Source organism: Priestia sp. 10L35 (assembly GCF_056395685.1).
Map to the genome: position 1 here is coordinate 423,743 of NZ_JBFTKA010000004.1, position 26,763 is coordinate 450,505.

The window sequence follows — 26,763 nt, forward strand, 5'->3', positions numbered from 1 at the left end:
GATTCACCTTTTATAAATAGTCAACAAACTGCTTTCTGAATTTTACATGAATCGCCGAACCTAATATAAGCAACAACAGAATTACACTCCAAAATATAATCGTATATGGAGAGTGAATAAAATTCCAGCTGCCTTTTAGCAGAGATTCACGATAACCGTCTACGATATAATAAAAAGGATTCATCGCAAAAATCTCTTTTAGCAATTGAGGCGTGTTATCACTCGGCAACCATAAAATAGGAGTTACATAAAACAACATACGTGTAGCTGTCTGAATAAGCAAGTGAATATCTCTTACCATTGTAGATAAAGTAGATGTTACGAACGATAAAGAAAGCAAAAAGCAAAATGACGACAGCATAAAATACAATAGACTAATAATGTTTATATGGTGGATACCTTGAGATGTAATAACAATAGCCATTAGCATGGCTACAAGTATTAAGTGCGTGTAAAGTTGTGCAACCACTACATATGTAGGTATAACACTCAGAGGAAAATTCATTTTCGAAACTGAATTTAACCTCGCATAGACTGAGTTAGAGCCTTGAAGAATGGCAGCACTAATAAAAAACCAAGGGATTAAGCCACAAATTAACCAAACAAAGAAAGGGATTCCGTCAACATCTTGACCTCCGCGTACTCCTAGACCGAACACAACCCAATAAACCCCAATTTGAAATAAAGGATTCAAAATAATCCAAAGTCCACCTAATAGGTTGTCCGCATAAGATTTTTTCAACTCATAGGCTGATAGTCTACCAATCATGTAGAGATTATGAATTTGTTCTTGTATTACGATTTTAATTGATTTCATATCATAATTCCTTTTGTACAATTTATTGAGAAATAGACTTTGCTTCTCAATGATTAAGCCTGCTCTAAATCTTGATATATTGTCGCAAAGATATTTTCTGCTTCAAGGTAGTTCTTTACGACAATACGATGTAATTGCTTTAAAAACTGCTGATAATAGTTCATTTCAAAATGAACGTGAAAGACTCCCCAAGGATGGCTTTCGTAAGAGATATACTTCTCTTTTGTTAAATCGATTGCATCTACTTGATAGTTTTCTTGAATATAAACATCTAGGAGGTCCCAATATTGATTTAATGCCTGAACATTGACAGAAGAAGCTATGGTTTTGACCTGGCCTTCATTGTCATAGTAAGAATCTGTAAAGCGCGCTTTATGAAGAACTACTTTGCAATTAGGCAATTCTGTTTGAAGAAAAGCAAATAGTTCATTAATCGCTTTTTTCCAAAGCTCCATATATTCGTCCTGGTTATTTTGCAGGGTAATCGCATTATGATTTTTTAATTCCTTGAAATAAGTAGTTTTAGCTAACTTCCAGTAATTATTAGTTAAAAAACTCTCCGTTACACGAAGGCATCCAAAAAAGATGTCTCCAAACAAATCAATGATTAAATAATCAGGCTGCTGCTTTTTTAAATCCTCTAAAAATTGCTTCTGAAAATCTGTTTTAACATTCCATGTGTCCCAATCATTTAAGTTATCAATTTTGTCCTTCGGAAACGCTAAAGGAGAAGCCATTAAACTGATAATAGAAGATTGATTTTGCAAAGAAACACACTCGTAACTTTTTTTGTAGTCAGGATTAAACTTGCTGTTAAAATTATCACGTGTAACACATGAACCCAATACTGCTACTTTTACTGCGCCATTTTTTTTTCTTTCGATCCACATGGCTGCATAAGGTTCGCTGCTGTTCAGCTGAATAGTATATAATTCATTATTTAGCTGAGCAGGATTTCCCACATGTAGATGTGCTGACACTACCGTATCGTTCATGATGTACTGCATAGAGACGTCTTCTTTAGATATAGTCTTATACAAGTGTACACTATTTTGAAGTGGTATACGAAATACAATTGTATTTAAATTCAGCCTGCTCTCAATGGCATATTTTTTCCCGTTTATAGTCGCATAGCAATCCTGGGGAAGAATCGTTGCATTCATTTCAACAGTAAGAATCAAATCTGATTTTTCTAAAGAGCATTCAATGACTTTTGCCGCAAAGTCTGTTTTAGTGTAAATGGCAACTGTTTTTTTATTTGTGCTATACGGTTTGATCCAATGAGTTCCCCATACTTTTTCAGTCATATATTTGATTTTAGTTACATTAAAATCAGCTAGACACAACTCGTATAATTGCTCTTCTGCTTTAATAGCAACATCTATAATCTCTTCTACCGATACTAAATTTCCTTTTAAGTGCTTTAAATCATTCAAGTTAATAATGACTGAATCATCCAGCGAAATTTGCTGCGAATAGGTTATGCTTTTGTTTTTATGTTTAGCACGTCTCGTTAGCAAGAGTTCAGCTGGTTTTGACTTGAGTTCTTTCGGAATGTTTAAGGCTATTTCTACGATAGCACTATCTCTATATTTAATGTTTTCCACTAGTAAATTCATGACCCACCTATAATTAAGTATGACTTCTCTTCGTATAAAAAGAGCTTCTTATATGAAGAAAATGCAACATAACTATTGCATTTTCTTCATCCTGACCAGAGCTTTTGCTTTTATAAATCATTAAGACGTTTTTTGCTTAATAACGTTATAAATACGCTGACAATTATTTTGGTCTTTGTATTTAAAAATCCGCTGTGAATTTTCAAGATATTGCTTGTTTGCTTTAAAATCGTTGTTTACCACTGATCCAATAGCTGACATTAATTGATTTTCATTTGAAACAATCATTCCCAAATGGTTATATTGGATTTCTTTTACTTGTGTATGGTGGTTATTGTGCGGATCGAACTGATACATAATAACCGGTTTATCCATATACAAGAAATCGCTTGATACCGAAGAATAATCGGTAATTAACAGCGAACTTTCTTTCAAGAGCTCTGAAACAGTAGCTGTACTTTTAACTAAAAATTCGATGTTCGGATGATCAATGATAAACTGATCCATAAATTTTTGCATTTGGCTGTGAATATAAAACTTCACAGGAATGTTATGACGCTCAATCATTTCTAAAAATTCTTGATTGCTAATGAGATTTTTGTAAGCTTTATAATAATCCGATTTCAAGAAACTGTTTTTATTAATTTTGAATAAATGTCTTCTCCATGTTGGCATAATTAAAATTTGTTTTTTTACATCCAGTTCATGAAGATTATCAAAACGAGCTAAACCTGTTACAGCAACTTCATTCTCGCTGTAGCCCAGCGTGTTTTGAATAATCTTCTTTTCGTATTCAGAGCTCGAAATAATAAGGTTTTGATTGTATCTCTCTTTATGTAAATAAGGAGAGATATTATGAATAATAACACCATGCTGTAAGCAGATATTGTATTTTTTAGCCAGCTGCTTTTTAAATAACTTTTTAAATGTTTCTTTCGGCCTTGGATATGAACACTCCTCAAACGTCCATGCGCTAATGTAAGTGCTAGCCACCAGCATATATAGCTGATGCTTAAAAGAAGAATGATGAATGACATTTCCATGTTTCTTTACTTTGTCAAGATGAGGAGAATCCTCGTTAATAATATAATAGACTTTTTGATTTGGGTAATGTTCTCGGCAGTACTTAAAGAAAAAATAACCATTGTCTTCTGCTTGATCTTCACGTTCTCCTACAAGCCATACTTTACGGTTAAATAACGATGCCTTAACCAGACTAGCGGCAGCTAGTAAAACCCCTTTGTATAGAGATTGTTTTAAACTGCGAAGCATGCTGCTGGCTTTTCTAAAAGGCTTTGTTACTTTCCATGAAAGCGACTCTTCTAAGCTGTATGGGTTCTTTTTAAAATACTGCTTATATTTATTTGTTTGCTCATACCAATGACGCTTACTTCTTAGTAATTTAATATACTCAGTAGCTTCTTCGTCCAAGTTCTTATCGAGCATCTTAAAAATCGGGATATATCCGTCTATACCGCAGCTTTTGATCTCTTGAGAGCTAAATAAAGCTAACAGACTTCTTAGCTCATTATAAGCAATCGTTTGCTTTTCTTCTGTTAAGTTATTTGTAAACGTATTTTTATCAATCAAATAAAGCATATGAGTTAAAAGTTGAAATTTAATGGCTTCGTTTAATTCCTTAGGTGCCTGCATTTGCAACGCCCGGTTAACTTCGCCAATCTGTCCAATCGATGAGCTGATATAATCTTCATCAAAAGTAAACCCATTTTTGTATTTTAATTTACCAATGTAGTTAAAAGAAAGCTCTTTTGTATAGACGAGAAAATGAAAAGCTTCAATGGCTGTACTTGTGACAGATTTAGATACTAGCTGCGGATGCTGAAGCAGCGTATCTTTTTTTATTAATTTTAAAGACGTTAACGCATTAACTCCTTTTTTTATAACATCAGCTGATGCATCCATATTTGTTTTCACCGTTGAATCTGCATTAGCTGATACAAAATCCAGTCCTTTTTTTTCTGCTGTATTGTATAGCCCACTATACAAATGAGGTGAAATACTATAATTAAAATCAAAGAAGCTGATATACTTTCCTTTTAAAGAAGCAAAGTTTACCTCGCTTTCTTTTTGTACATGTATATTGGCCTCCTGAGACAATTTAGAAAGCTCAATTACTTCCTGAGACGTTTTTTCAACGGCTTGATCAAGAATCATCAATTCAATGTTTTCAAACCCAATCGTTTGTTCTCTTAATCTATTAAGAGTATCAATAAAATTGGTAAGATTACTTTCCTGCAAGAGTGCTACTATGCTGACTTTCATTTATATATCTCCTCTTAATTAGTTGTTTCAATTTAAAGTTACGGCTGCGTAAGATTTTTGTGATCTTCCATGAATAGCTTTTTCTGATTTTGGCGTGTTTTTTGTATTCTGCCTGCAGCTCAATACCTTGCTTGTACCACCATCGTCTCGAAACAAGCATTTTATTATACTCTAGCGCTTCATCTATATATCCTTTATCAATTAAGCTGATAAAAGGTCCTTCAAGCTTTAAATATTTTTCAATTAACTTTTTATCATAACCTTTAATAACGTCTTTAACCAAGTTAATCAAATAAAGTTGTGTATCCATTTGCAGACGGTTAAAGTCTGGATCACACAGCTTCCATAATAGGGATCTCAGCGCGTTAATTTGAAAATACGTGTATTCTTGGCTGCCAAGCATCGGTTTTACAAGCTTTGCTGCTTTCACATCATTTTCAACTGTACTCACGATATCTCGCTGCGTTAATGATAAGTTTTTTGCATCATTTCTTGCTCGGTACATATAAATAACCTTCGGGATATAGCTAAATTTAGCTGCTTTAGTGAAAAGCTGCATGTCATAGTATTTGTCTTCGCCGTTTTTCATGCCTTCTACAAATGAAATGTTATGCTTTTTAATAAATGATGTTTTCACAAGCTTTAAATAAACGGCTGTTTTCACTTGCAGAAAGAAAGGAACGCTTTTTATATCTGCATTCAAGTACTGCTTATGTAACAAATAATTTTTAAATGTAATATGCTCATACTCTCTGCCGTCTTCATCGTCAAAACTCACCATTTTCCCCATTACAAAGTCTGATTTATTTTCATTAGCGACCTTGTAAAGAGCCTCGTACGCATCATTTGGAATATAATCATCGGGATCTAAAAAGATTAAATATTCACCAGTTGCTTTTTCAATGCCAATATTCCTTGGCTTTCCGGGTGCGCCCGTATTTTCCGCCAAGTGAATGGATTTAAAATGAGGGTATTTCTGAGAATATTGATTCATGATCTCAGCTGTGTTGTCCGTAGAACAATCATTAACCATAAGGACTTCCAATTTTTCATGGCCGATTGTTTGATTCAACAAGGAGTTTAAGCACTCTTCGATATAACTTTCTACATTGTAGATAGGTAGAATAACTGTAATTAATGGTTTATTCATTCATAATTCCCTCCACTCAATTGGTTGAATAGTAAATTGCTATGAGAATGTTCTTTTACAACATAATTTTGAATTTTATTAGCTTTATGAATAGAGAAGTGAGGAAATTGCTTTAATAGCTGAATCACTTCTTTTTCCGTTTCTACTCTCTCTCCAAATAAATCTTTTTTATGATTAATAGGACCTTCATTATAATGCTTTGAATAAAAGTCATCATAATCGAACTGATAGAATAAAACTGGTTTATTCATATAAGCAAAATCAAACGATACAGTCGAATAATCAGTAAGCAGCATACTGTGACTTCTTAATAGGTTTTGAACAGTTTCTTCTCCTTGCTTCACGACCGTGATTCTAGGATGGAAAGCAGGAAATTCTCCAATCAATTTTTGCATTTGATAATGCGGAAAGAACGTAACTGTTAAATTTTTTTGTTCAAGAAAACGGTGAAATTCTTCGTTTTCAAGCAGAGACAAATAGCGTTTCCAATAATCGGATGTAAACAGCTGCTGCTCTGTTTTAATCCAGCTTCTCCATGTTGGCATGATGAGAATTTCTTTGCCTGTGCTTGTATCTTCAAGCGCATCCCAGCGTGCAAGCCCCGTCTCAATTACCTCGTTTTCGCTATAGCCAAATTCTTTCATGACGTGTTTTTTTTCGAACGGTGAAGAAACGACAAACTGACTATAGTTCATTCTATTTTTATGAAGAACATGATTAACCCGGCTAACACCAATTACACCATGCTGAATAAAAATCTTTTCATTTTGCTGCCACTCTGGATAATACTTCATAATTTTCTTATACGATTCCGTATGCATGTTAGAAGTTTCAACGTAGCTGTTAATGGTTTTATGAGATATGAGTAAATAAAACGTATGCTTCAGACTATTAAAATGAATAATATTTCCTAAATGCTTGATAAATTGATAATCTGGAGATTGCTTATCAATTACATAATAAATATTAACGTTTGGATGATGTTTTCGAATATAGTGATATAAATGATAAGAATTATCTTGAGCCGTATCTTTTCGCTCACCAATCAGCCAAATTTGTTTTTTAACATAAAATAAACGAAACATTCTATATAATAGAATCGCTAAAAACGTATGGTAATCCTTAGCCTTCAAAAAGCTTGCGTCATATCGGATATCTCTTTTTACTTGAACAGCAAAAGACTTTAATTTTTCCAGCATGCTAACTTTTTTTAAGCTGATTGTCATTTGCGAGCGTGTGTTAAATGCTGTTTTAATTTGAATATTATTCACCACATGGGCTTTCGTACGATTTCGCAGCTGCGCTAACATCACTTTTATTGGTTCTTCCACTGTTACATCATTCACAGTCAAACGAATATATACTTGCCACTCACCTTGCTTAAGAAAATCCAGTACGTTGAGAGAAATCGTTTTAAAGCCAGCGTCTTGGTAATCAATTTGATTATGTGAAAATATATAACTCACGTCTGTTCGTAAATCCTGCTGCAAAGAAACTGCTTTCTCTTTACCTCGGTATTTAAATAGCAAGTCCTTTTGCATTCCTTGAGCAGATAAGCCTTTAATAAACGCATAGCCGCCAAGTGTTAGCTGTCCGTCTTTTAATTCGATCACTTCAATTCGCTGTTCAACTTCTACGTGCTTCACTTCTAAGTACTGCTTATATCTAGGAAATGTTTTGGCCAAAGAGCTGTAAAACAGACCTTCTTCCAAAAAAACCTCGTTTATAGATTCATCTTTACAAAAAGAAAACATTAAGTTCATAAACTCTTCATAATCTCTTTGTACAATCATTTGTGTGAGCAGCTGACTTTTGCTGTCTAGGCTGGACGTTACTTCACGATGAACAAGCGTATCTAAAAAGCTGCTGCTTATATCTAACAGCTCATTCAAATGATTCTTCGGCAGCTTAGGACCCTTTGTAAAAAGAGAGTTAAAGAAAAATTCTGCCTGTCTCTTTTCGATTTCGTGAAGCAGAGACCGTTCATTGAGAGTACCGTATAAACTCTTTAATTTTTGCTGTACCATTACTAGCTGTTTAAAAAATGAAAGAGTACTATTTTTTGATAGTGTCATTTCATTGTCATTAACTCGGTAATATAAAACGTCACTATTTTCTACTACCGTTTTACGCGAGCAGTAGAGGCTTTTTTGAGTAAATAACAAATCTTCACCAACATGTAAGTCTTCATCAAAAGAAATGCTATGCTGAATAAGAAGATCTTTTTTAAATAATTTATTGCTTGCTGAAGGCGTGAGGTGCAGTTCTTTGTGGGTAGAAATATGCCGTACGGCAGGAAGGCCTTTTGCAAAGACTTTTTTCATATAAGCCAAGTTCCAAGTGCGGTACTCGTTAAAACATTCAAAGTTCCCTACAGCAGTATCTGCACCTGATTTCACTGCGGCTTTATACAGCCTTTCATAGGCATCAGCGGGTACATAATCATCTGCATCTAAAAAGGCAACATACTCACCTTGTGCGTAAGATAAGCCTTTGTTTCTGGCTGAGCTTACTCCTTTATTTTCTTGAATGAGATAGCGAACATGAGGATGTGCTACAGCATATCGACTCGAAATGATGCCGCTGTTATCGGTTGACCCATCGTCTACAATGATGATTTCAATTGGCTGCAGAGACTGATTGATAACAGACTCAATACATTGAGAAATATAGGGTTCTTTATTATAGTTTACAATCACGACGGTGACTTTATATTTACTCAAGTTGCTCATTCCTATTCTTGTAAAAATTAGTGATGATGCTGCACACATTTAGAAGTTTAAAATTCCAGCTGACACGTTATGCCAGCTTTTTGTAGATGTCGATAAAAATTTCTTTTTCATTATTCCAGTTGTATTTTTCACGAGCCTGGTAGCAATTACGGCTCATTCGTTCACGTTCTTCAGGATGATCAAGCAAGTAGTTAACGCCCTCTGCAATCGACGCTGGATCATGGGAGTCAACGCATACTCCGACTTCCTCTGATTCTACTACTTTTTGAATTTCAGGGAAGCTGCAGGCAATAACGGGAACCGCACTCATCATATACTCAAATAATTTATTGGAAGACGCTGAATAATGGTTAAAACAAATGTTATTTAATACTTGGAAACCAAGATACGCATTTTTTGTATAATGCATCAGATCTTCCACCGGTACTTTGGCTAAGAACTTAACACGATCTTCAAGTCCTTGCTCTTTCACCATTTTCTCAAGCTGGGGTTTAATACGACCGTCACCAATGAATACAAGCACGCCTCGTTTGAACAGCGGTGCTGCTTCTATCAGCTTATCAAGACCCCTACCAACTTGAACACCACCTTGGTATAAAAGGATTGGTTCAGTAGAAGGAATATCCAGCTTCTCATGAAGATTAACAGATTGACTCAGCTCTGGCTTCACAACAAACGGATAATTATGAACAACCTGCGGATACAGCTTGTACAAGTCTTCTGTATATTTAGCACGCGTATGATTTTCAGCAATCATCACATCCGTAAACTTAATATAAAGTTTTTCCATTATTCCGTAAATAGGACTGTTGTACCCAGTGCGGCTTGTTTGCACTTCGTGAGAATCATAGACTAGCTTTTTCCGGCGCAAAATTTTTGCACACGTAATCCCTTGAGGAAGCGTGTTTAAATCATTCGAATGATAAATATCATATTTCTTTTTTAACCCATACTTTACCATTTGACTTGCAATATAACCTCTAACCATAAACGTTCGAGCTTTTGGCGTCACAAACAGTCCAAGGAGAACAGCTACTAGTAACGTGATAACTGTCAGTTTCCATAATCCTAAGCCAAGTATAACTAAAGCAAGCAGCTGCAAAGGAATACTTTTTTTCAAACGTCGGGCAGCTCCAAGAAGCATTTGTAATAATGGAAACTGGTTGTTGACACGAATAACAGTAAAACCTTCCTTACGCTCTTCTTTCTTTTTAAGCTGTGGATTTTTCCGGTCATGAATCGCAATGAGATCCACATTATAGCCGGCTTCTACTAATGAAGAACATTCTCTTAAGACACGGGCATCATTGGTAAAATGATTCCACACAAACATACATACGTTCTTAGACATCTTTATCCTCCGTCGTTACTTTTAAGATATTCATAGTGAAGATTCTATGTAATTATAAAACTTCGGCTTTTTCTCTCGTTTCTACAGGACCCATCTCTTCATATGCAGGTACTCTGTTTTCAATCAGATTGATTAACACATTGATATTTCGTTCCCACAGGAAATGTTTTTGAACATACTTTCGACTGTTTAGTGCCATTTCACTTCGCAGAGAAGGACGCTGATACAGGTATAAAATATGTTTTAGCATTTCTTCTGCCTCATGAGACTTTGCCACAATTCCTGCTTCTGTCGTTTCAATGATCGTTTTTGCATAACCTGATACGGCTCCAACAATAGGAAGACTGCACGTCATATAGTCGATAATTTTTCCAGGCAATACCGTTTCAAATACTTCCTTGCCATTAAGAGTAACAATTCCAATATGATGAGTTGAAATTGTCTTTAAACATTCTTTACGGGTAGAAGGCTTCATAAAATTCACGTTAGAAAGATTATGTTCTTTTGCAAACTTCACAAATTCCCGCTTTTTAAATCCGTAGCCCATCACCGTGAGCTGAATATCATACTCATTTAGTTCTTTCGCTAGTTCCATTAAGATGGTGACATCTTGGGCCAAGCCAATATTTCCTGCGTACATAACTTTGAACGGCCCGTCACCTGATTCAATCGGAGAAATTTCTTCTTGGCGAGCGGCATTTGGCATAAAAGAGATTTTTTTTAGAGGAATATGGTAATTACCGATGATAAAATCTTTGAAGCGCTGACTGTTTACGATAATTTTATCGGCTTTTACATACAGAAGTTTTTCTAACCTGCTGAAGATATAAATAATAAACCGATAATTAAAAACCCCAACTCCCTTTAATGATTCCGGCCACAAATCTCTTATATCCAGAATCATTTTTGTCCGGTACCGATACTTTGCTACTAACCCTACAACCGCAATAAAAATAGGCGGCGACGTGACAAAAACAACATCATATTTTTTACGGTCAAGTAAAATAAATAAAATCATGCGAAACGCAATTTCTAAGTAGTACCATAAGCGATTAATAATGCTTCTAGAGTATTTGCGATTGGCTACTTTCACTCGTGTAACATCATTTTCTTCATCTAATGAATCATCGTCCCAAAACTGCTCATCGCTATAAATTTTCTTGTTGGGATACGTTGGTTCAGTTGTCAAAACATCTACATCATAATCATTTTCCTTTAAGAGCTTGTATACATTTTTCATCCGGTTTCCGGCGCTTCCGATTTCCGGATAAAAATGCTGAGAAATCACAAGTACTTTTTTTGTCATTAAGCTTCACCCCAATACTACTTAACCGGTAACCTACTCAAACAAGCTACCGGCAGGTTTCTCTGTTTAAGCTTTGATTTGCTGCTCTTTCAACAGCTGCTCCATAAATACAAGAAGATCTTTACGCAAATCTTCGTGCTGAAGAGCAAACTCGAGCGATGTTTGGATAAAGCCTAATTTTTCTCCTACGTCATAACGCTTGCCTTCAAAATCATACGCAAACACGCGCTGAATTTCATTTAGCTTTTGAATCGCATCGGTTAATTGAATCTCCCCGCCCGCTCCGATTTCTTGCTCTTCTAAAAATTTAAAAATCTCAGGAGTGAATACATAACGGCCCATAATTGCTAAGTTTGAAGGTGCTGTACCTGCTGCTGGCTTTTCAACAAATGATTCTACTTGGTAACGGCGGCCTTTGTTTGAAGAAGGATCTACGATACCATAGCGATGCGTTTCATTTTCAGGAACAGTCTGAACACCAATAACTGAAGATAACGTTTGCTCATACTCATTCATTAATTGACGCAGACAAGGTGTTTCTGCCTGTACAATATCGTCTCCTAAAAGAACAGCGAACGGCTCGTTGCCAATAAAATTACGCGCACACCACACCGCATGCCCTAATCCTTTTGGTTCTTTTTGGCGAATATAATGAATTTCAACATTTGAAGACTGGCGAACTTTCTCCAACAGCTCAAATTTACCTTTTTCAGCTAAGTTTTGCTCTAGCTCAGGAGCGTTGTCAAAATGGTCTTCAATCGCACGCTTGCCTTTACCCGTTACGATAATAATATCTTCAATGCCTGACTCAATTGCCTCTTCAATAATATATTGAATAGTAGGCTTATCTACAATCGGAAGCATTTCCTTTGGCATTGCTTTTGTGGCAGGTAAAAAACGTGTTCCTAACCCTGCTGCTGGAATAATCGCTTTTCTTACTTTTTGCATGTTATGTTCTCCTTTATTATGTAGTTGTATCTGTACGAGCGTTTTCGCTAAAAACCGCGTCCGCTACCCGTATTTTGACTTCATTAGATAAATTTTGCACTAAAAACAAAAAAGAAGGATGGGCTGGTTTGCACTTGTATATCCGTCCAAACTAGCTATCTTTTCTTTTACAAAACGTTCTTTTTTTCTACACATATAGTAATATATCTTTTTCCTCAGTATCCCATTATGCATGTTAACACGTAAAATAATACATTTCACTATGTCAGACCTTCTGACATAGCTGTTTTAAGCATAATTTCATCCATCTTATCAAGTAATAAGTCTGGATGCATATAGGAAAAAGGTGTCAAATTAAAATAGCAATGAAATTTTCAGCTTTCTTTCGTATGCCTTAAGACCTAACAAAAGCAATATTCATATTAGCACATTACAGTAAGTATTTCTATGTCTTTTTTTGTCGAAATTTCCACCTCGGTAAATGTAACACTTTCTTTCCTTATATAAATTGCTAAGGGGAAATTAGGAACAGAACACCTTCCAAGCCGAAAAAGAAGCTTTTCAGAACATAAAAAGAGCATGAAAAACAACAAACAAAAATAAGGCGCCGAAACCGCTTTGGTTTCGACGCCTTATGAGAAAGCTTGCCTGTTATTTAAGAAAATAGGTTAATTACTTCCATAATAGTAGTAATAATTTCCTTCTTCCATTTTACGATTATTAAGAACCGCTCCAAGCAATTTTGATTTTGCCTGCGTTAGCAATTCTTTTGCTTTTAACGCTGCCTCTTTTTCCGTTTTCGAACTGCTTACAATTAGAAGAGAAGCATCTACTTGATTGGCCAAGATTTGAGCATCCGCTACGGCTAAAATAGGCGGTGTATCAAAAATAACCATATCAAATCGCTCCTTCATCTCAGCAAGCACCTCTCCCATTTGCTTAGAAGCAAGAAGTTCAGAAGGATTTGGAGGGATTGGACCGCTCGTTAAGACGTAAAGATTCGGCACTTCCGTACTTTGAACCGCTTGTCCAAGCTGTGATTGTTTCGTTAACACATTGGTAAAACCCGTATGATTTTCCAAACGGAACGTATAATGTGCCGTCGGCTTTCGTAAATCTCCGTCAATAAGCAACACGTTCAAGCCTTGCTGGGCATAAACAGCAGCTAAGTTAGCAGCTGTTGTGGACTTTCCTTCAGAAGGTCCGCTCGAAGTCAGTAAAAGAGATTTAATCTCTTCGTCCGTTCCTGAAAACTGAATGTTCGTACGAATCGTGCGGTACTGCTCAGCTACCGGATCTTTCGGACTGTTATGGGCGAGCAGACGTCTCTTTAACGTCAGCATTTTATCATTTTTTTGCTCTTTCGTTTTACGAGCCAAACGTCTCACCTCTTTGCGGTACGCGAGCAGTTAAATCCGGACGCTGTACGTTGGTTGCTTTTGGTACATCTTTAATCGTTGTAATAACTCCCATAACCGGCAGTTCTAAAATATTTTCGATATCCTGCTCTGTTTTTAACGTATTGTCCAAGTATTCCAGTAAGAACGATAGACCCACACCTACCATCAAACCAACAACGATAGCAATTGCGACGTTTAATAAAGGCTGAGGTTTCACAGGGCTTGGGCTTTCGCCAAGCGCTGCTTTTGACAGCACTTTTACATTGTCCACGTTCATAAGCTTAGGCACTTGTTTTTGAAAAACAGAAGCCGTTGTATTTGCAATGTCAGCTGCACGCTTCGCACTTGTATCTTGTACGACAATCTCTGCCACTTGAGAGTCCTTGGCATTTGTTACTTGAATTTTACTGCTTAAATCTGCAACAGATTCATCAAGCTTCAATTCTTTAATCACTTTGTCCAAAATGGCCGGACCTGTAATAATATCATTGTACGTGTTAATAAGCTGCACGTTCGTTTGAACGGTTTGATTACTATATAATTGCTGATCATTTTTTGCTTGATTGACTAAAATCTGCGTTTTTGATTCATACACAGGCGTTAAAACAAAAAAGCTAATTACGGCACTTACAGTTGCTGCGATAATGGTAATGAGTACAATAAGCCAAAGACGCTTACGAAGCACTGCAAACAACTCTCGCAAACTAATATTCTCTTCCATAGTTGACCTCCGAACTTAGTAACTTCAAAAAAAATTCAATCTACTATTCATTATAATTGACAAAACCTAAATTTACTATATTCTTCTGTAAATTAAATGAAATCCTTACATTTCTTACTTTTACTTTCAGTCTTTATATCGACACTGCAATCGATTTTTTTACTCTTTCCATGACTAATTGTTCAATTTCTCTTAAATGCTTCTCACTTTGACTCAATGATCCTTTCTTCACGCCAAAATAGAACTTTGCTTTCGGCTCTGTTCCAGACGGACGAATCGTGAACCACGTGCCGTCTTCAAAATGATACTTTAGTACATTGGAGACAGGAAACGGCATAGACTCAGTCTTACCTTCTTTTACATGCACGCGCTCACCTGATTGATAGTCTTCGATACATGTAACGGCTATTTCTCCCAGTTCGCTAACTGGATTCACTCGAAACGCATCAACAAGCTTTTGAATTTGCTCCGCTCCATCTTTTCCTTTTAACGTAATAGAACGCAGCGATTCTTTGTAATATCCGTACTTGCTGAAAATATCAAGCAAGCCGTCATAAAGAGACTTTCCTTGAGCTTTGCAATAAGCCGCGACTTCGGCTGCAAACACAGCAGATTGAACCGCATCTTTATCACGTACAAAATCTCCTATTAAATATCCGTAGCTTTCTTCATAACCAAATTGAAATTGATAGTCGCCGCTTCTTTCAAACTCATTAATTTTCTCTCCAATAAATTTGAAGCCTGTTAACGTATCAAATGTTTTTACACCGAAGCTTGAAGCAATCGCACGACCAATTTCTGAAGTTACAATTGTTTTCACAACCGCTCCGTTTTCAGGCAGCAGACCTTGTTCTTTCTTTTGAATCAACAAGTAATGAAGCATCAGCGCCCCTAGCTGATTACCCGTTAAAACGACATACTCCCCGCTGCTATCCTTCACAGCAACGCCAAGACGGTCCGCATCGGGATCAGTTGCCATTAAAAGATCGGCATCTACTTCTTTTCCATATCGGATTGCGAGTTCAAAAGCCGCGTGCTCTTCCGGGTTCGGTGACTGTACAGTCGAAAAATCAGGATCTGGATGCTCTTGCTCTTTTACCACCGTTACGTTAGTAAATCCAAATGCCTTTAGTCCTTCACGAACCGGCTTATTTCCTGCACCATGCAAAGGAGTAAAAACAATTTTCAGCTCACTTCGTGCTTCTTCAACAAGCTTACGATTTAATTGAATCGTTTTTAAAGCCTCTGTATAAGCAGCATCCACTTCCGGTCCTATATACGCTAATAAGCCTTCTGCTAAAAGCCCTTGCTCTTCTTTTACAGAAATAGATAACTCATTTTCAACACGATTCATATGCGAAATAATCTTATTTGCAGCTGCCGGCGGAAGCTGACCTCCATCTTCGCCGTACACTTTATAGCCGTTATACTCAGGAGGGTTATGACTCGCAGTAATAACAATTCCCGCAAATGCATTTAAATAACGCACCGCATAAGATAGCTCAGGCGTTGGACGAAGCTCATTAAATACATACGTTTTGATATTATGCTGCCCGAGCACTTTTGCGACTTCTAAAGCAAATTCAGGCGACTTATGACGAGAATCATAGGCAACAACTACCCCTTTTTTCTTTGCTTCTTCTCCGCTTTTTTCTATATAACATGCAAGGCCTTCCGTTGCTTTTCTTACCATATATACATTCAAACGGTTCGTTCCAGGACCAAGCTCACCGCGCATTCCTCCCGTGCCAAATTCCAGATTTTTATAAAATGCGTCTTCTGCTTGTTTGTTATCTTCTTTCATTATAAGAAGCTCTTCTTTTAACTCCGCATCAAGCGCATTAAATGTTAGCCATTTGTCTAGCTGTGTTTTCCAATTCACGATGTTGACCTCCTTTATGGTTCGGATGAGATACAATAAGCTGAAGCGTTCCTTTTATGGTGAAGGAATCTACGTGATTCGGCAGGATAAAGTGATCACCTTTTTGCAAAGCGTATTCTCCGTCTTCCGTGCAAAGCGTTCCTTCTCCTTCAATGACGCTGGCTAATAGAAAATGTGCATCTTGCATCAGTTCCATTTCCGTCTGCACATCCCATTTATAGACCGTAAAATAATCTTCGTCTACAAACGTAATGATGGATCCACCGCTCATTTTTATAAACGCAGGCTCCACTTTTGATATGATGTGGGGAACAGTCATTACTTCAATTGCCTTTTCCAAGTGCAGCTCACGCAGGTTTCCATTGTGATCACGACGACCGTAGTCATAAACGCGATAGGTTGTGTCTGAGCTTTGCTGCGTTTCAAGTACAAGCGTACCTTTACACAGGGCGTGAATCGTACCGCTAGGAACATAAAAAAAGTCACCTGGCTTGATTTTTACACGCTGTAATAAATCATTCCAGTGACCTTCATCGACCATATTCATAAATTCTTCTTTACTTTGTGCACGGTGCCCCAAAATCATTGTGGCACCTTCTTCGCAATCTAAAATATACCAGCACTCTGTTTTTCCAAACTCACCGTTTTCAAATTCATTTGCATATTCATCATTTGGATGAACCTGAATCGATAAATCTTCGTTCGCATCTAAAATTTTAGTTAATAGAGGGAATTTTTCGCTATCGAAATGTCCAAATATCTCTGGATACTCATCCCAAAGCTCGCTTATCGTTTTGCCCGTATAATCCCCTTCCCGTACAACACTCGGACCATTCGGATGAGCTGAAATTGCCCAACATTCCCCGGTTTGATTAGAGGGAGTTCGATAGCCATAGACCTTACTTAATCTGTCTCCCCCCCAAATCCTCTCTTGAAATAATGTTTCTAGAAAAATAGGCTTTTTCAACTTTCTTGCATCTCCTCTACTTTACACGTTACCTAGATTTTTTTAACTTTAAGTACATAGTCTTGAATTTCTTCCCAAGTCATAAACAACCTTACAATATCTTCTTCAATTAGTTGAGAACCCATCTGCACTTCAATAATTTCTAAGTCAGTAATAGCTTTAACTGCGTGCTTATCTCCAGCTTGGATTTGTATAACATCGCCTGGTTTGACTATCTGCATTCGATCATTTAAAATCAATTCGCCTTTTCCTTTAATAATAGTCCATGTCTCATTTCTATAATCATGGAGCTGGTAACTTAAATTTTCTCCTGAAGTAATGCAAACTCTTTTTGTTAATACTTCTTTTTCATCCTCTAGTTTTGTATAGTCAAGTACTCTATACCATCCCCAACGTCTTTCTTCATACATAGGGCGGTTATCAAATTCGCCTACTAATTCTTTAATTCGAGGACTAGCTTCTTTGTCAGATACTAAAATTCCATCTGGACTAGCTGCTACAATTAAATCTGTTGCACCTACTACTGTAACTGGAATATCTAATTCATTAATTAAATGAATGTTCTCACTGTCTTTACTAATAACACCCTTACCAATTTGAGTTGTTGCCATTTCCTCCGTTAACGTGTTCCAAGTCCCTAGATCTTTCCAATAACCATTATAAGGAAGCGCAACAATATTTTCTGTTTTTTCTACTACCTCATAATCAAAACTAATCTTAGGAAGTGTTGCATATTGGCTTAATAATTTTTCATATTCAGTGGGGAATCCTTTTTCCTCAAGAATTGAAATTACATATCCCAGCTTAAAAGCAAACACTCCACAATTCCACAAAGCTCCTTCTCCAATTAGACACATAGCTTGCTCTTCATCCGGCTTTTCAGTAAAGCGATTTACTGTAAAATGTTCTTTATTACTTTTTTCAGAGTTAGGAACAATATACCCATATTTAGATGATGGATAAGTAGGAGTAACACCGATTAGAGCAAGCTGAGCATTACTTTCCTGTACAACTTTCTCTAAATCTTTGACCCTATCAAAAAATTTATCGTCCACATATGGATCCACTGGTAAAATAGCTACCACTTCATCTAATTCTGCTTTTTGAACGCTATATACATAAGTAGCTGCTAATGCAATGGCTGGAAACGTGTCTCTCCGACAAGGCTCAATAATTAAGCCAGCTTGATTATCAAGCTGGCTTTTAATCATATCTTCCTGTGATTTTCCTGTTGCAATAACTGTTGAATTTGCTAAGCCTACATTAGTGATTTGTTTCCAAACTCGTTGAACCATAGATTCTAAACTTCTATCTTCACTTTTGCCTTCTAATACTTTTAAAAATTGCTTCGATCGAGAATCATTTGATAAAGGCCACAGACGCTTACCTGAACCACCAGACAATAAAATTAATTTCAAATTGTTACCCCCTATTTTTCATTTTATATACCTTCGTTATTTAAACTTAACTCCTCAGCCCTTAATCGTTACTTCACTTACTTTGAATTATACACTTTGTATTTTTGAAGCTTATCTAATGTTATTACGTAATCATTATTATAAACGTCAGATAAATGTTCCAAGCTGTTAGTCTTGCCATCTTTTAAAAACTTATCCTGCCAAGTTAAAAACCAACTCCAATTAACCTGATATTCTTTTAACAAATCCGGATCAGGAATAGGTCCATTTTCAGATAATGCTACTAGCTTTTTATCATGTACTAGTGACATTAATTCAGCATATTTTTCAATTTGAGGTCTATAATCACCCGCATCTGGATACGAATCGTAACTAACGATATCTACGTATTTGTTTCCTGGATACCATTCTTTAGAACTGGAATTCCAAACCCAAATTACATTATTTATTTTATGATAGTTAGTAATTCTATCGTATATAAGGCGGTAAAGCTCTTTAGCTGGTTCTGGACCTTTTGCTCCCCACCAAAACCATCCACCTTCTGCTTCATGTAATGGACGGAATAGTACAGGAACATTTGCTTGTTGTAATTTTGTTAGTTGCAAAGCAATTGCATCTATATCCTTTAATAATAACTTATAATCTTCCGAGGTTGGATGTGATAAAGCATATTGAATGTCAAAGGTGGTTGCTTTTGTTCGAAAGCCCTCGCTCCATTCCTTTCCTGGCTTATCTATTAAATCTTTAGGAGCATTCCAATGCCAGGTAAAGCTTACTATGCCTCCTTCTTGATGCCATCTTATTGCTTCTTCTGTCTCATTTGACTTTACTCCTCGTCTTACCCGAGAAAGAGAATAATCCCTAAAGTCAAAACCTACAACAGCTGGCTTTTTTCCTAATTGCTCATCCATCCATTCGACTTCCTTTAAACCTTGCTGCCCAGAAAGAATATGACTCTTTTGAATGTTAACTAAAAACTGCATAAGTTTTTTTGTTTCATTGCTAGCCTTTTTATTTACAAGTTCATTACTTATAGTTGATTTACCTTTCACTGGGAAGTCCTGAACTCTAATATAATCTATATTGTAAAAACCCCATTCCGAAATAAGCATAATATTATTTCCCCCCTTTTTAAGAGAGAAATTCCCCACTGAAATTTCCTGAAAAGTACTTAGTGCGGGTAAAGCGAATTTCCTTAAATAATTTCCATTTACATTAATTAATGTATATTTCTCTCCTGAGGTTTTGGGGATATAATATCTAATACTGATATTATATATGCCTTCCCGGGGTACATTTACGTCAAATACAATATTATCATCTGATTTATTAAATTTAGTAACATAGCCTTCGCCAGAATAGTTCTTAATTTTATTATCAACCTTAACCCCAGATATTTTAGCTTTCTCTGCTTCAAAAACTTTATTATATTCAGTACTTCTTAAACTATTAATTGCAAGCCCCACGATTAAAGCTAAAGTCAGAGAGAATATAATTACATTTAACTTAAACTTCAAATGTTATCCTCCTCTATTAACCCTAAAAAAAGTTCTCTAATAATAAAAAGTTTGCAAACACTAATATGGTGAAATACAGAAACAATAACCTGATTTACTATTTAAAAACACAATGTTATTTAGAATATCTATTCGATTTGTATATTAATTTATTTATAGAAGATTTTATGATTTTGATTTCATTTGAAATTTCACCCAGAATCGCTAATAAAGCTGCATAAATTACGCTTCCTATTATTGCAGATATGATTAAATGAAAAATGTTAACATTTACATTTTCACAATACGCGTATACAGATATATACATAACAAGAGAACATAAAATAATTTTAAAAATAGACCTGATTTTTAAAGGTATTTTCATCTCTTTGTTTGAGCGATACACAGTAATAAATAAATACATAATATAAGCAAATAATGTAGTATATGCCGCTGCTTCATATCCATATTTTGGAACCAATATTATATTTAATAATATATTAATTACTCCAGAATACAGAGCATGTAAAAATATTTTTTTTGTATCTTTAGATAGTTCCCATGTTTTATTATAATAAAAAGTTATACCATATATAACCATTCCTAGTGCAGAAATTATTAAAGTCATTTGACCTTCTAAGTATTCAGGAGAACTAATATATAAAATTAAATCTTTAGACAACGCCGTAATACCTGCAAATAGAGGTATTATTATAAGAAAATAATATCTTTGTTGATCACTTATAGACTTTGCAGCTCCTACTTTACCATGTTTATTCATCGATGATATTATCTTAGGATAAGCACTCAATAAGAGAAACGTTGTTAATATACTAAAAATATTGTTTGCTAAGGAGTACGATAAAGAATATATACCTACTTCCTTAGAATTCCGAAATACACCAATAATATAACGATCTGAGGACGCCATTATCCATTGCATCGCAGAGAGGCCAATTAAGGGCACACCATATTTAAAAAAATCAACAAGTATAGTAGCTGAAAAATATTTGATATTTATTCTAATATCTTTTATTTGTGTTAAAAATATTAGAATACTTACAATTACTCCTGACATACTATAGTAATAAATAATACTGCTAATATTTTTTCCATGTTGCATAATATAAACTATAGTTATAATGAGCTTAAAAATAGTATAGAGAATAACACTTATTGAGTATAATTTAGAATTATTTTTAGCTCTAAGAATAGTTCCCAATATAAGATAAAAACTTTCAGAAACAAAAAATAAGAATGATATTATCAGAAAATTCCCGATATAATCTCCAATACTGGTTTCCTTTGTAAAAAATACTACCAACATAATAATCAATAGCATTATTATGTTTACAATTAATGTTGTGAAAATTATTGTGTTAATCACATAATTTCCCTTTTGTTTATTTGCAAATTCTTCATAAAATCTAATTAAAGATTGAGATATCCACCCAATTAATACGGTCGTCGCTAGACTTACTGTAGTAATTATAAGAGAATAATATCCGTACTCTTCAGGTAGGAAGTTCTTAGTAAGCATACTAATAAGTATAAAACCTGAAATTCCTGATACTATGCTGCTTACTAAATAAAAGATTGAACTACTTTTTCTCATAATAGAATCCAGTCCTTTTTCACTTGTTTAAATCTTGAGTAAATACCTTTAGAAAGTTATTTCGCTTTAAGAACTAGCTCATCTAAGTTATTTAATATAAACTCTTTTTTTTCACTCTCAGTATATTGTTTTGTATCTATGAGGGTATGTTTATTTTTTGTAATATAATCATCTAATTTACAAATTAACTTTGCTGGATTTCCACCTACTATAGAATTAGAAGGAATACTTTTTGTTACTATGCTTCCTGCGGCAACAATACAATTATCTCCTATCGTTATTCCTGGTAATATGATTACATTCATTCCTATAAATACGTTATTTCCTACCTTAATTTTTCCAATAATATTGGTATATTTATATTTTTCATCCAATCCCCTCAAAACCCAAGCTCCACCGTCATGGGTGATGAATTGTACTCCATTAGTAATTGTTACATGATCTCCAATTTCAATTAAATATTCCTCAGAAGAAAAGTTAGTACAAAAAAATCTACAATCTGTACCGACTTTTACTCCTCTTAGCTTTGCCTCTCTGATTGCAATATCATTACAATAAGTATGTTTATTCCCAAAATATTTATACAGCTTATAATAAAAAAGCTTAAGCTTATCTCTCATATATTCTCCCTCCAAAAAAAGCTAATTAAATTTTAATTTAATTAGCTTTTTGATACTTATGATTTTTGTATAGTAAGAAACTGAACTAGAATTAATCAATTAAAGATTAGATACATATAAACTGAAGATTTAATCTATTTGTTTCTTTAATTTAATAGACATATTAATTAATAGCATCGCTACAAAAGTTAAAATTTGAGTAATACCGATACTTACAGCCATTCCATTATAAGAGTTTGCAAAAACAAAAATTAACGTATAGATATAACAAAGATAAAAGTGTTTGTTTTTTATAAAGATAAAAATTGGAAAAAGGTAGAATATTATATAAATTAATATGGTGACTAAGATTCCATAGTCGTACATGTACATTACAAAAGGCATTTCAATATTATTCAAATCGCTTACCGACTGTAACAAAGAATCAGATGCTCCCATTCCCCCTCCAGTAAAAAGATGAGGCAGTGGTACTTTACTATCTGATAAATAATCTAAAGCCGATAATCTACCATTACTAAGATCTCCACTTTCAGAAGCCATTAGAAATCGTTGGACGACATTTTGTTTAATTGGTCCAATACTTAGTATACTGATTGAAGTTATGAGTAAGAGAGATAAATTTCTACCTTTATTACTTCCTACCATTATAATAGAAACCAGAGTAGCACAGACAATAATTATACCAAATTTACTATTGCAAACCAGTGTTCCTAAAATCGTGGTACCATAGATAATATACATAGGTACACTAGCTTTCTCCTTGTAATAATAATTATAAGCAAGGTTTACGCCTATAAAAATAACTAATAAAAACATATTAGTAAGAGGATGCCCTAGAATAGAAAAAAGCCGATAGACTTGACTTTGAATATCCCAATTAATACTAGTGTAATAGTTAGTATTATATAATAAGTTAGCTAGTATCATTTGTAATTTTTTACCAGAAACAAAATCCATAACTCCGTAAATCACATTAATTATTATTACTATATTATATAAAAATAAAAACTTTTTTATAGTATACTTTGGCTTTTCTAGATGTATCCCCACTAGAAGAAGCGGTATCAAAATTGAATACAAAAACCTATAAAACCTTGATACTTCAATATGATAATAAAATACACTGGTCATATTAAGTAAAAATATAAATATAAAAATATAGATAACGAATTTACTTGCTTTTTTAAAGAAATACAAATAATATCCGACTATTAAAAGCGTGGGCAAGAAGGAATACAATAAATTAACATGAACCAGATTCGTAAGCATTGATCTTACAACATTGGAGTACAAAAAAGTATAAATAATTAATATATATATAAAACCATTTTGCAGTCTTAAATACTTATCTTCTATAATAGTATCAGAGGCTAAAGTTTTTTGCTTCATTTGTTAATCCTCACAGTATAATTTAATCTTACACCGGTAAGATTACTATTTTTAAAATTGAGTTTATCTTTCGTCTAGATCAGACACAAATTATCAATGTGTTTATAAATCCAACCACTTTTGGGAAATATTTTCAAAACTAAAATCATTTACTCTTTTAAGTGATTTATTCTTAAACTCACCTCTTAGTTTATCATCTTCTAGTAATAATACCATGGCTTTACTTAGCTCATTTTCTTCAGGTACTACTTGATCTTTTGCACCTAGGGTCCCCCCCTTAAATACAGGGGTTAAAATTCCATATTCTTCAATTTTAAATTTATTTATTTCAGTGCTTAAAATCGTTGATGGGGCTAATAGCTCTCTTGGTCCGGACTTACAATCTGTCGAAATAATAGGTGTTCCACAAGCCATTGCTTCTAAAATAACATTTCCTAGACCTTCGAATAAGGAAGGTAATACAAATAAGTCTGCATTATAAATAAATTTGAAAGGATTTTCCTGAAAGCCTATTAAATGAATGTTCCTAGACAAACCCAAATCATTTATTAAAGTTTTTAGTTCTTTTTCTAAACTTCCTGTTCCTAATATAACTAGCTGAGCATTAGGAATTTTTTCGACAACCTTTTTAAATGATCTGATTAAGTGCCACTGTCCTTTTTGATATGTAAGCCTACCTACTGTAATAACGGTAGGGTTTTTATAAATATTTTGGTATCTTTCTTCCACTGATTTTTCTTTAAGATTAGAAATTCTTTCTATATCTACAGGATTATATATAATTTCAATTTTCTTAGGGTCTATATGAAAGTTGTTTATTAAATCTAATTTTACCCCTTGAGAAATTGCAACTACCTTATTAGCTTTTGCATAAATCTTTTTAACCATTAATGCGTGCAATTTTTTTGTGATTCCATTAAATTCTTTAGATTGATGGTTTCGAATAGAAACAAATAACTTTTCATTACTTCTTGATAAAACATTAATTGTATTAGGATTATCCAAGAAACTTATACATTTATCTATTTTGTATTTATTTTTAAATTTTTTTAGAGCAATGATTCTACGTATTGTATTAAAAAATTTACCTATTAGATTACTAGATGAACCAATATTTAAATTAATTATATTTCCATTGTGTTCATACATATTTTCTGTATCATGATATATAACTATATACTTTTTATAGTCGTCTGAGATACCTTTAGTTAAATTTGCTACGACTCTTTCAGCGCCCCCACCTGTTAAAGCAGGTATAACAAATGCAATATTCTCTTTCAAAATCTCACCGCCAACTAATTTAAGGTTCTAATTATTTTAACTAGATTGATATAATTAAAAAGAAAGAAAATTACATCAATTTAACTTTATCTATATTATAGTTTCTACTCGTCAAAACCTATATTATTCTCTAACTTTTCGTACATTTCTGTCATTTCATTTTCTGTCTTCTTATCCCAAGGTTTTGAAAAAACAGGTACTTCATTCATTAATAATCTATTCTTCTCAATATAATCGCTAGTTTTACCAATTATTTCAGCTGGAACTCCAGCTACTATCACTCCATCAGGTATGTCTTTATTCACAATACTTCCAGCAGCTACTATAACATCTTTTCCGATTTTAACATTTGGTAAAACTGTACTTCCCCATCCTATAAATACTCTATCCCCTATCACTACTCTTCCAACTTTTGTTTTTCCCAAACTTTGTTTTGTTGAAGCATCGTGAGCAAGAATAGAACTATTGGTAATAGTAACTTCATTACCTATTTCTATTAAGAAGCAGTGGCCATAATCAATATGTGCATCATATATTTTACAATTTTCCCCGATTTTCAAGCCTCTTTTTTTTAATCTTATTAATTTTAATTTCATTAATAAATTACTTAGTCCCATGTGAGCTACCTAACGTCTTTCTTTGATCTAGGGATAAATAGAGATTTTCTACCGTTTTAAAATAACTATTAATATCAAACAGATCTACCGCGACTTTTCTAGAAGCTTGACCCATATGTTTAAAATTAGAATCAGTTACAAGTTTAATTGTAGAATCTGCTAACTTTTCTTTGTCACCAGGATTTATAAGATATCCATTTTCTTCATTTTTAACGGCTTCATTGATACTACCTACATTTGTGGAAATCACAGGCATTCCATAACTAATAGCTTCTAATATAGATAGAGGTAAGCCCTCGTTATAAGATGGTAATACAAATACATCTGATTCCTTTAAAAGTTCCTGCTTTTGTTCATTGTTAACCCATCCTACAAATCTAAAGTGTTTACTTACTCCTAATTTTCCTACTAATGCCTTTGAGGAACTTTCAAGTTCACCGTCACCCGCAATAATAAATTCCACTTGTTTATTTTTAGCTTCAAGTTCTTTGATTATTTTTTTTGAGGCTTCTATTAGATCTAAAATACCTTTTCTTTTTATCAAAACAGCTAAAAATAATATTTTTATTGTTTTATCATTAAGTTCGTTTTGTTTGACTGGAATGGGAACAGAGTTTCTTAATATGAAAGTATTTGATTCATTTTCTATTCTTTTAATTATATTATTCCAGCTTTCTCCTAGTGTAATTACTGTATCAGATTCTTTTAGTAATTTATTTATTTTCCCCTTTAATTGTTCATCACTTTGATTGTAGAATTCTTCGAACTCCGCACCATGTGTATGAGTAATTACCTTTTTATTAAATAACTTAGATAATTTGAAGATAATGTATTTCCTACTAAAACTTCCTCTTTCCGACATATGCATATGAATTATTTCTACTTTTCCAAAAGTTAATTCATTTATTATCTGAACTAACCCTCTCAAAAAAAATAATTTTTTATACAAATTATTTTTAGTTTCTATATGGGTTGGAATATATTTTAGTGTAATACCTTCTTCAAACTTGTGTTGCAAGAAAGATTCTACTACCGTAGTCATTCCGCCTTTAACTTTCAGGCTCGAACCTACCATCAACACTTTAATATTTTTTTGTTTTTCTGAATTCACCTTACTTCGCCACTTTCATAATTTTTAGTAAATGAGTTCA

General features: G+C 34.1%; 20 protein-coding genes. All 20 read right to left on the reverse strand.

Features of this window, described 5'->3' with window-relative positions; all coding sequences use genetic code 11:
* Nucleotides 1-10 precede the first annotated feature (10 nt).
* The gene (locus tag AC1DEF_RS17750) at nt 11-817 is read right to left on the reverse strand and encodes an ABC transporter permease (protein ID WP_477727475.1); all 807 of its coding nucleotides are present in this window, start codon (nt 815-817) and stop codon (nt 11-13) included.
* Nucleotides 818-870: 53 nt separating this feature from the next.
* Complete coding sequence (locus tag AC1DEF_RS17755) at nt 871-2,436, reverse strand: DUF6270 domain-containing protein (protein WP_477727476.1); 1,566 nt, start codon at nt 2,434-2,436, stop codon at nt 871-873.
* Between the two features lie 120 nt (nt 2,437-2,556).
* Nucleotides 2,557-4,719 (reverse strand): CDP-glycerol glycerophosphotransferase family protein, encoded by a 2,163-nt coding sequence (locus AC1DEF_RS17760; protein WP_477727477.1) that lies wholly within the window; start codon nt 4,717-4,719, stop codon nt 2,557-2,559.
* A complete protein-coding gene (locus AC1DEF_RS17765; protein ID WP_477727478.1) occupies nt 4,682-5,869 on the reverse strand; it encodes a glycosyltransferase family 2 protein in 1,188 nt (395 codons plus the stop codon). The genes AC1DEF_RS17760 and AC1DEF_RS17765 overlap by 38 nt, the downstream gene beginning before the upstream one ends.
* Nucleotides 5,866-8,592 carry a bifunctional glycosyltransferase/CDP-glycerol:glycerophosphate glycerophosphotransferase gene (locus AC1DEF_RS17770; RefSeq protein ID WP_477727479.1) on the reverse strand — a complete coding sequence of 909 codons (2,727 nt, stop codon included), beginning with the start codon at nt 8,590-8,592 and terminating at the stop codon, nt 5,866-5,868. Before AC1DEF_RS17770 ends, AC1DEF_RS17765 begins: the two co-directional genes overlap by 4 nt.
* A gap of 76 nt (nt 8,593-8,668) precedes the next feature.
* The gene (locus AC1DEF_RS17775; protein ID WP_477727480.1) at nt 8,669-9,952 is read right to left on the reverse strand and encodes a glycosyltransferase; all 1,284 of its coding nucleotides are present in this window, start codon (nt 9,950-9,952) and stop codon (nt 8,669-8,671) included.
* A gap of 52 nt (nt 9,953-10,004) precedes the next feature.
* Nucleotides 10,005-11,258, reverse strand: a complete 1,254-nt coding sequence (locus AC1DEF_RS17780) for a glycosyltransferase family 4 protein (protein WP_477727481.1) — start codon at nt 11,256-11,258, stop codon at nt 10,005-10,007.
* 66 nt (nt 11,259-11,324) lie between these two features.
* Complete coding sequence (gene galU, locus AC1DEF_RS17785) at nt 11,325-12,206, reverse strand: UTP--glucose-1-phosphate uridylyltransferase GalU (protein ID WP_013055839.1); 882 nt, start codon at nt 12,204-12,206, stop codon at nt 11,325-11,327.
* A 668-nt stretch (nt 12,207-12,874) separates the two neighbouring features.
* Nucleotides 12,875-13,585 (reverse strand): CpsD/CapB family tyrosine-protein kinase, encoded by a 711-nt coding sequence (locus AC1DEF_RS17790; protein WP_477727482.1) that lies wholly within the window; start codon nt 13,583-13,585, stop codon nt 12,875-12,877.
* Complete coding sequence (locus tag AC1DEF_RS17795; protein WP_477727483.1) at nt 13,575-14,327, reverse strand: YveK family protein; 753 nt, start codon at nt 14,325-14,327, stop codon at nt 13,575-13,577. The genes AC1DEF_RS17790 and AC1DEF_RS17795 overlap by 11 nt, the downstream gene beginning before the upstream one ends.
* Nucleotides 14,328-14,460: 133 nt before the next feature.
* The gene (locus AC1DEF_RS17800) at nt 14,461-16,209 is read right to left on the reverse strand and encodes a phospho-sugar mutase (RefSeq protein WP_477727484.1); all 1,749 of its coding nucleotides are present in this window, start codon (nt 16,207-16,209) and stop codon (nt 14,461-14,463) included.
* Nucleotides 16,169-17,176, reverse strand: coding sequence for a mannose-6-phosphate isomerase, class I (gene manA / locus AC1DEF_RS17805; RefSeq protein WP_477727485.1), 1,008 nt, complete (start codon nt 17,174-17,176; stop codon nt 16,169-16,171). Before manA ends, AC1DEF_RS17800 begins: the two co-directional genes overlap by 41 nt.
* Before the next feature lie 32 nt (nt 17,177-17,208).
* Nucleotides 17,209-18,594: a sugar phosphate nucleotidyltransferase gene (locus AC1DEF_RS17810; protein WP_477727486.1), complete on the reverse strand. Its 1,386-nt coding sequence runs from the start codon at nt 18,592-18,594 to the stop codon at nt 17,209-17,211.
* A 77-nt stretch (nt 18,595-18,671) separates the two neighbouring features.
* Entirely contained in the window at nt 18,672-20,111 is a 1,440-nt protein-coding gene (locus tag AC1DEF_RS17815) for a glycosyl hydrolase (RefSeq protein WP_477727487.1), read from the reverse strand.
* Between the two features lie 115 nt (nt 20,112-20,226).
* Nucleotides 20,227-21,705 carry a lipopolysaccharide biosynthesis protein gene (locus AC1DEF_RS17820; RefSeq protein WP_477727488.1) on the reverse strand — a complete coding sequence of 493 codons (1,479 nt, stop codon included), beginning with the start codon at nt 21,703-21,705 and terminating at the stop codon, nt 20,227-20,229.
* Between the two features lie 56 nt (nt 21,706-21,761).
* A complete protein-coding gene (locus AC1DEF_RS17825) occupies nt 21,762-22,325 on the reverse strand; it encodes an acyltransferase (RefSeq protein ID WP_477727489.1) in 564 nt (187 codons plus the stop codon).
* Nucleotides 22,326-22,454: 129 nt separating this feature from the next.
* Nucleotides 22,455-23,714 (reverse strand): hypothetical protein, encoded by a 1,260-nt coding sequence (locus tag AC1DEF_RS17830; protein WP_477727490.1) that lies wholly within the window; start codon nt 23,712-23,714, stop codon nt 22,455-22,457.
* Between the two features lie 102 nt (nt 23,715-23,816).
* Nucleotides 23,817-24,995 (reverse strand): glycosyltransferase, encoded by a 1,179-nt coding sequence (locus AC1DEF_RS17835; RefSeq protein WP_477727491.1) that lies wholly within the window; start codon nt 24,993-24,995, stop codon nt 23,817-23,819.
* Nucleotides 24,996-25,099: 104 nt separating this feature from the next.
* Nucleotides 25,100-25,612: an acyltransferase gene (locus AC1DEF_RS17840; RefSeq protein WP_477727492.1), complete on the reverse strand. Its 513-nt coding sequence runs from the start codon at nt 25,610-25,612 to the stop codon at nt 25,100-25,102.
* Nucleotides 25,599-26,723, reverse strand: a complete 1,125-nt coding sequence (locus AC1DEF_RS17845; protein ID WP_477727493.1) for a glycosyltransferase family 4 protein — start codon at nt 26,721-26,723, stop codon at nt 25,599-25,601. The genes AC1DEF_RS17840 and AC1DEF_RS17845 overlap by 14 nt, the downstream gene beginning before the upstream one ends.
* Nucleotides 26,724-26,763 lie beyond the last annotated feature (40 nt).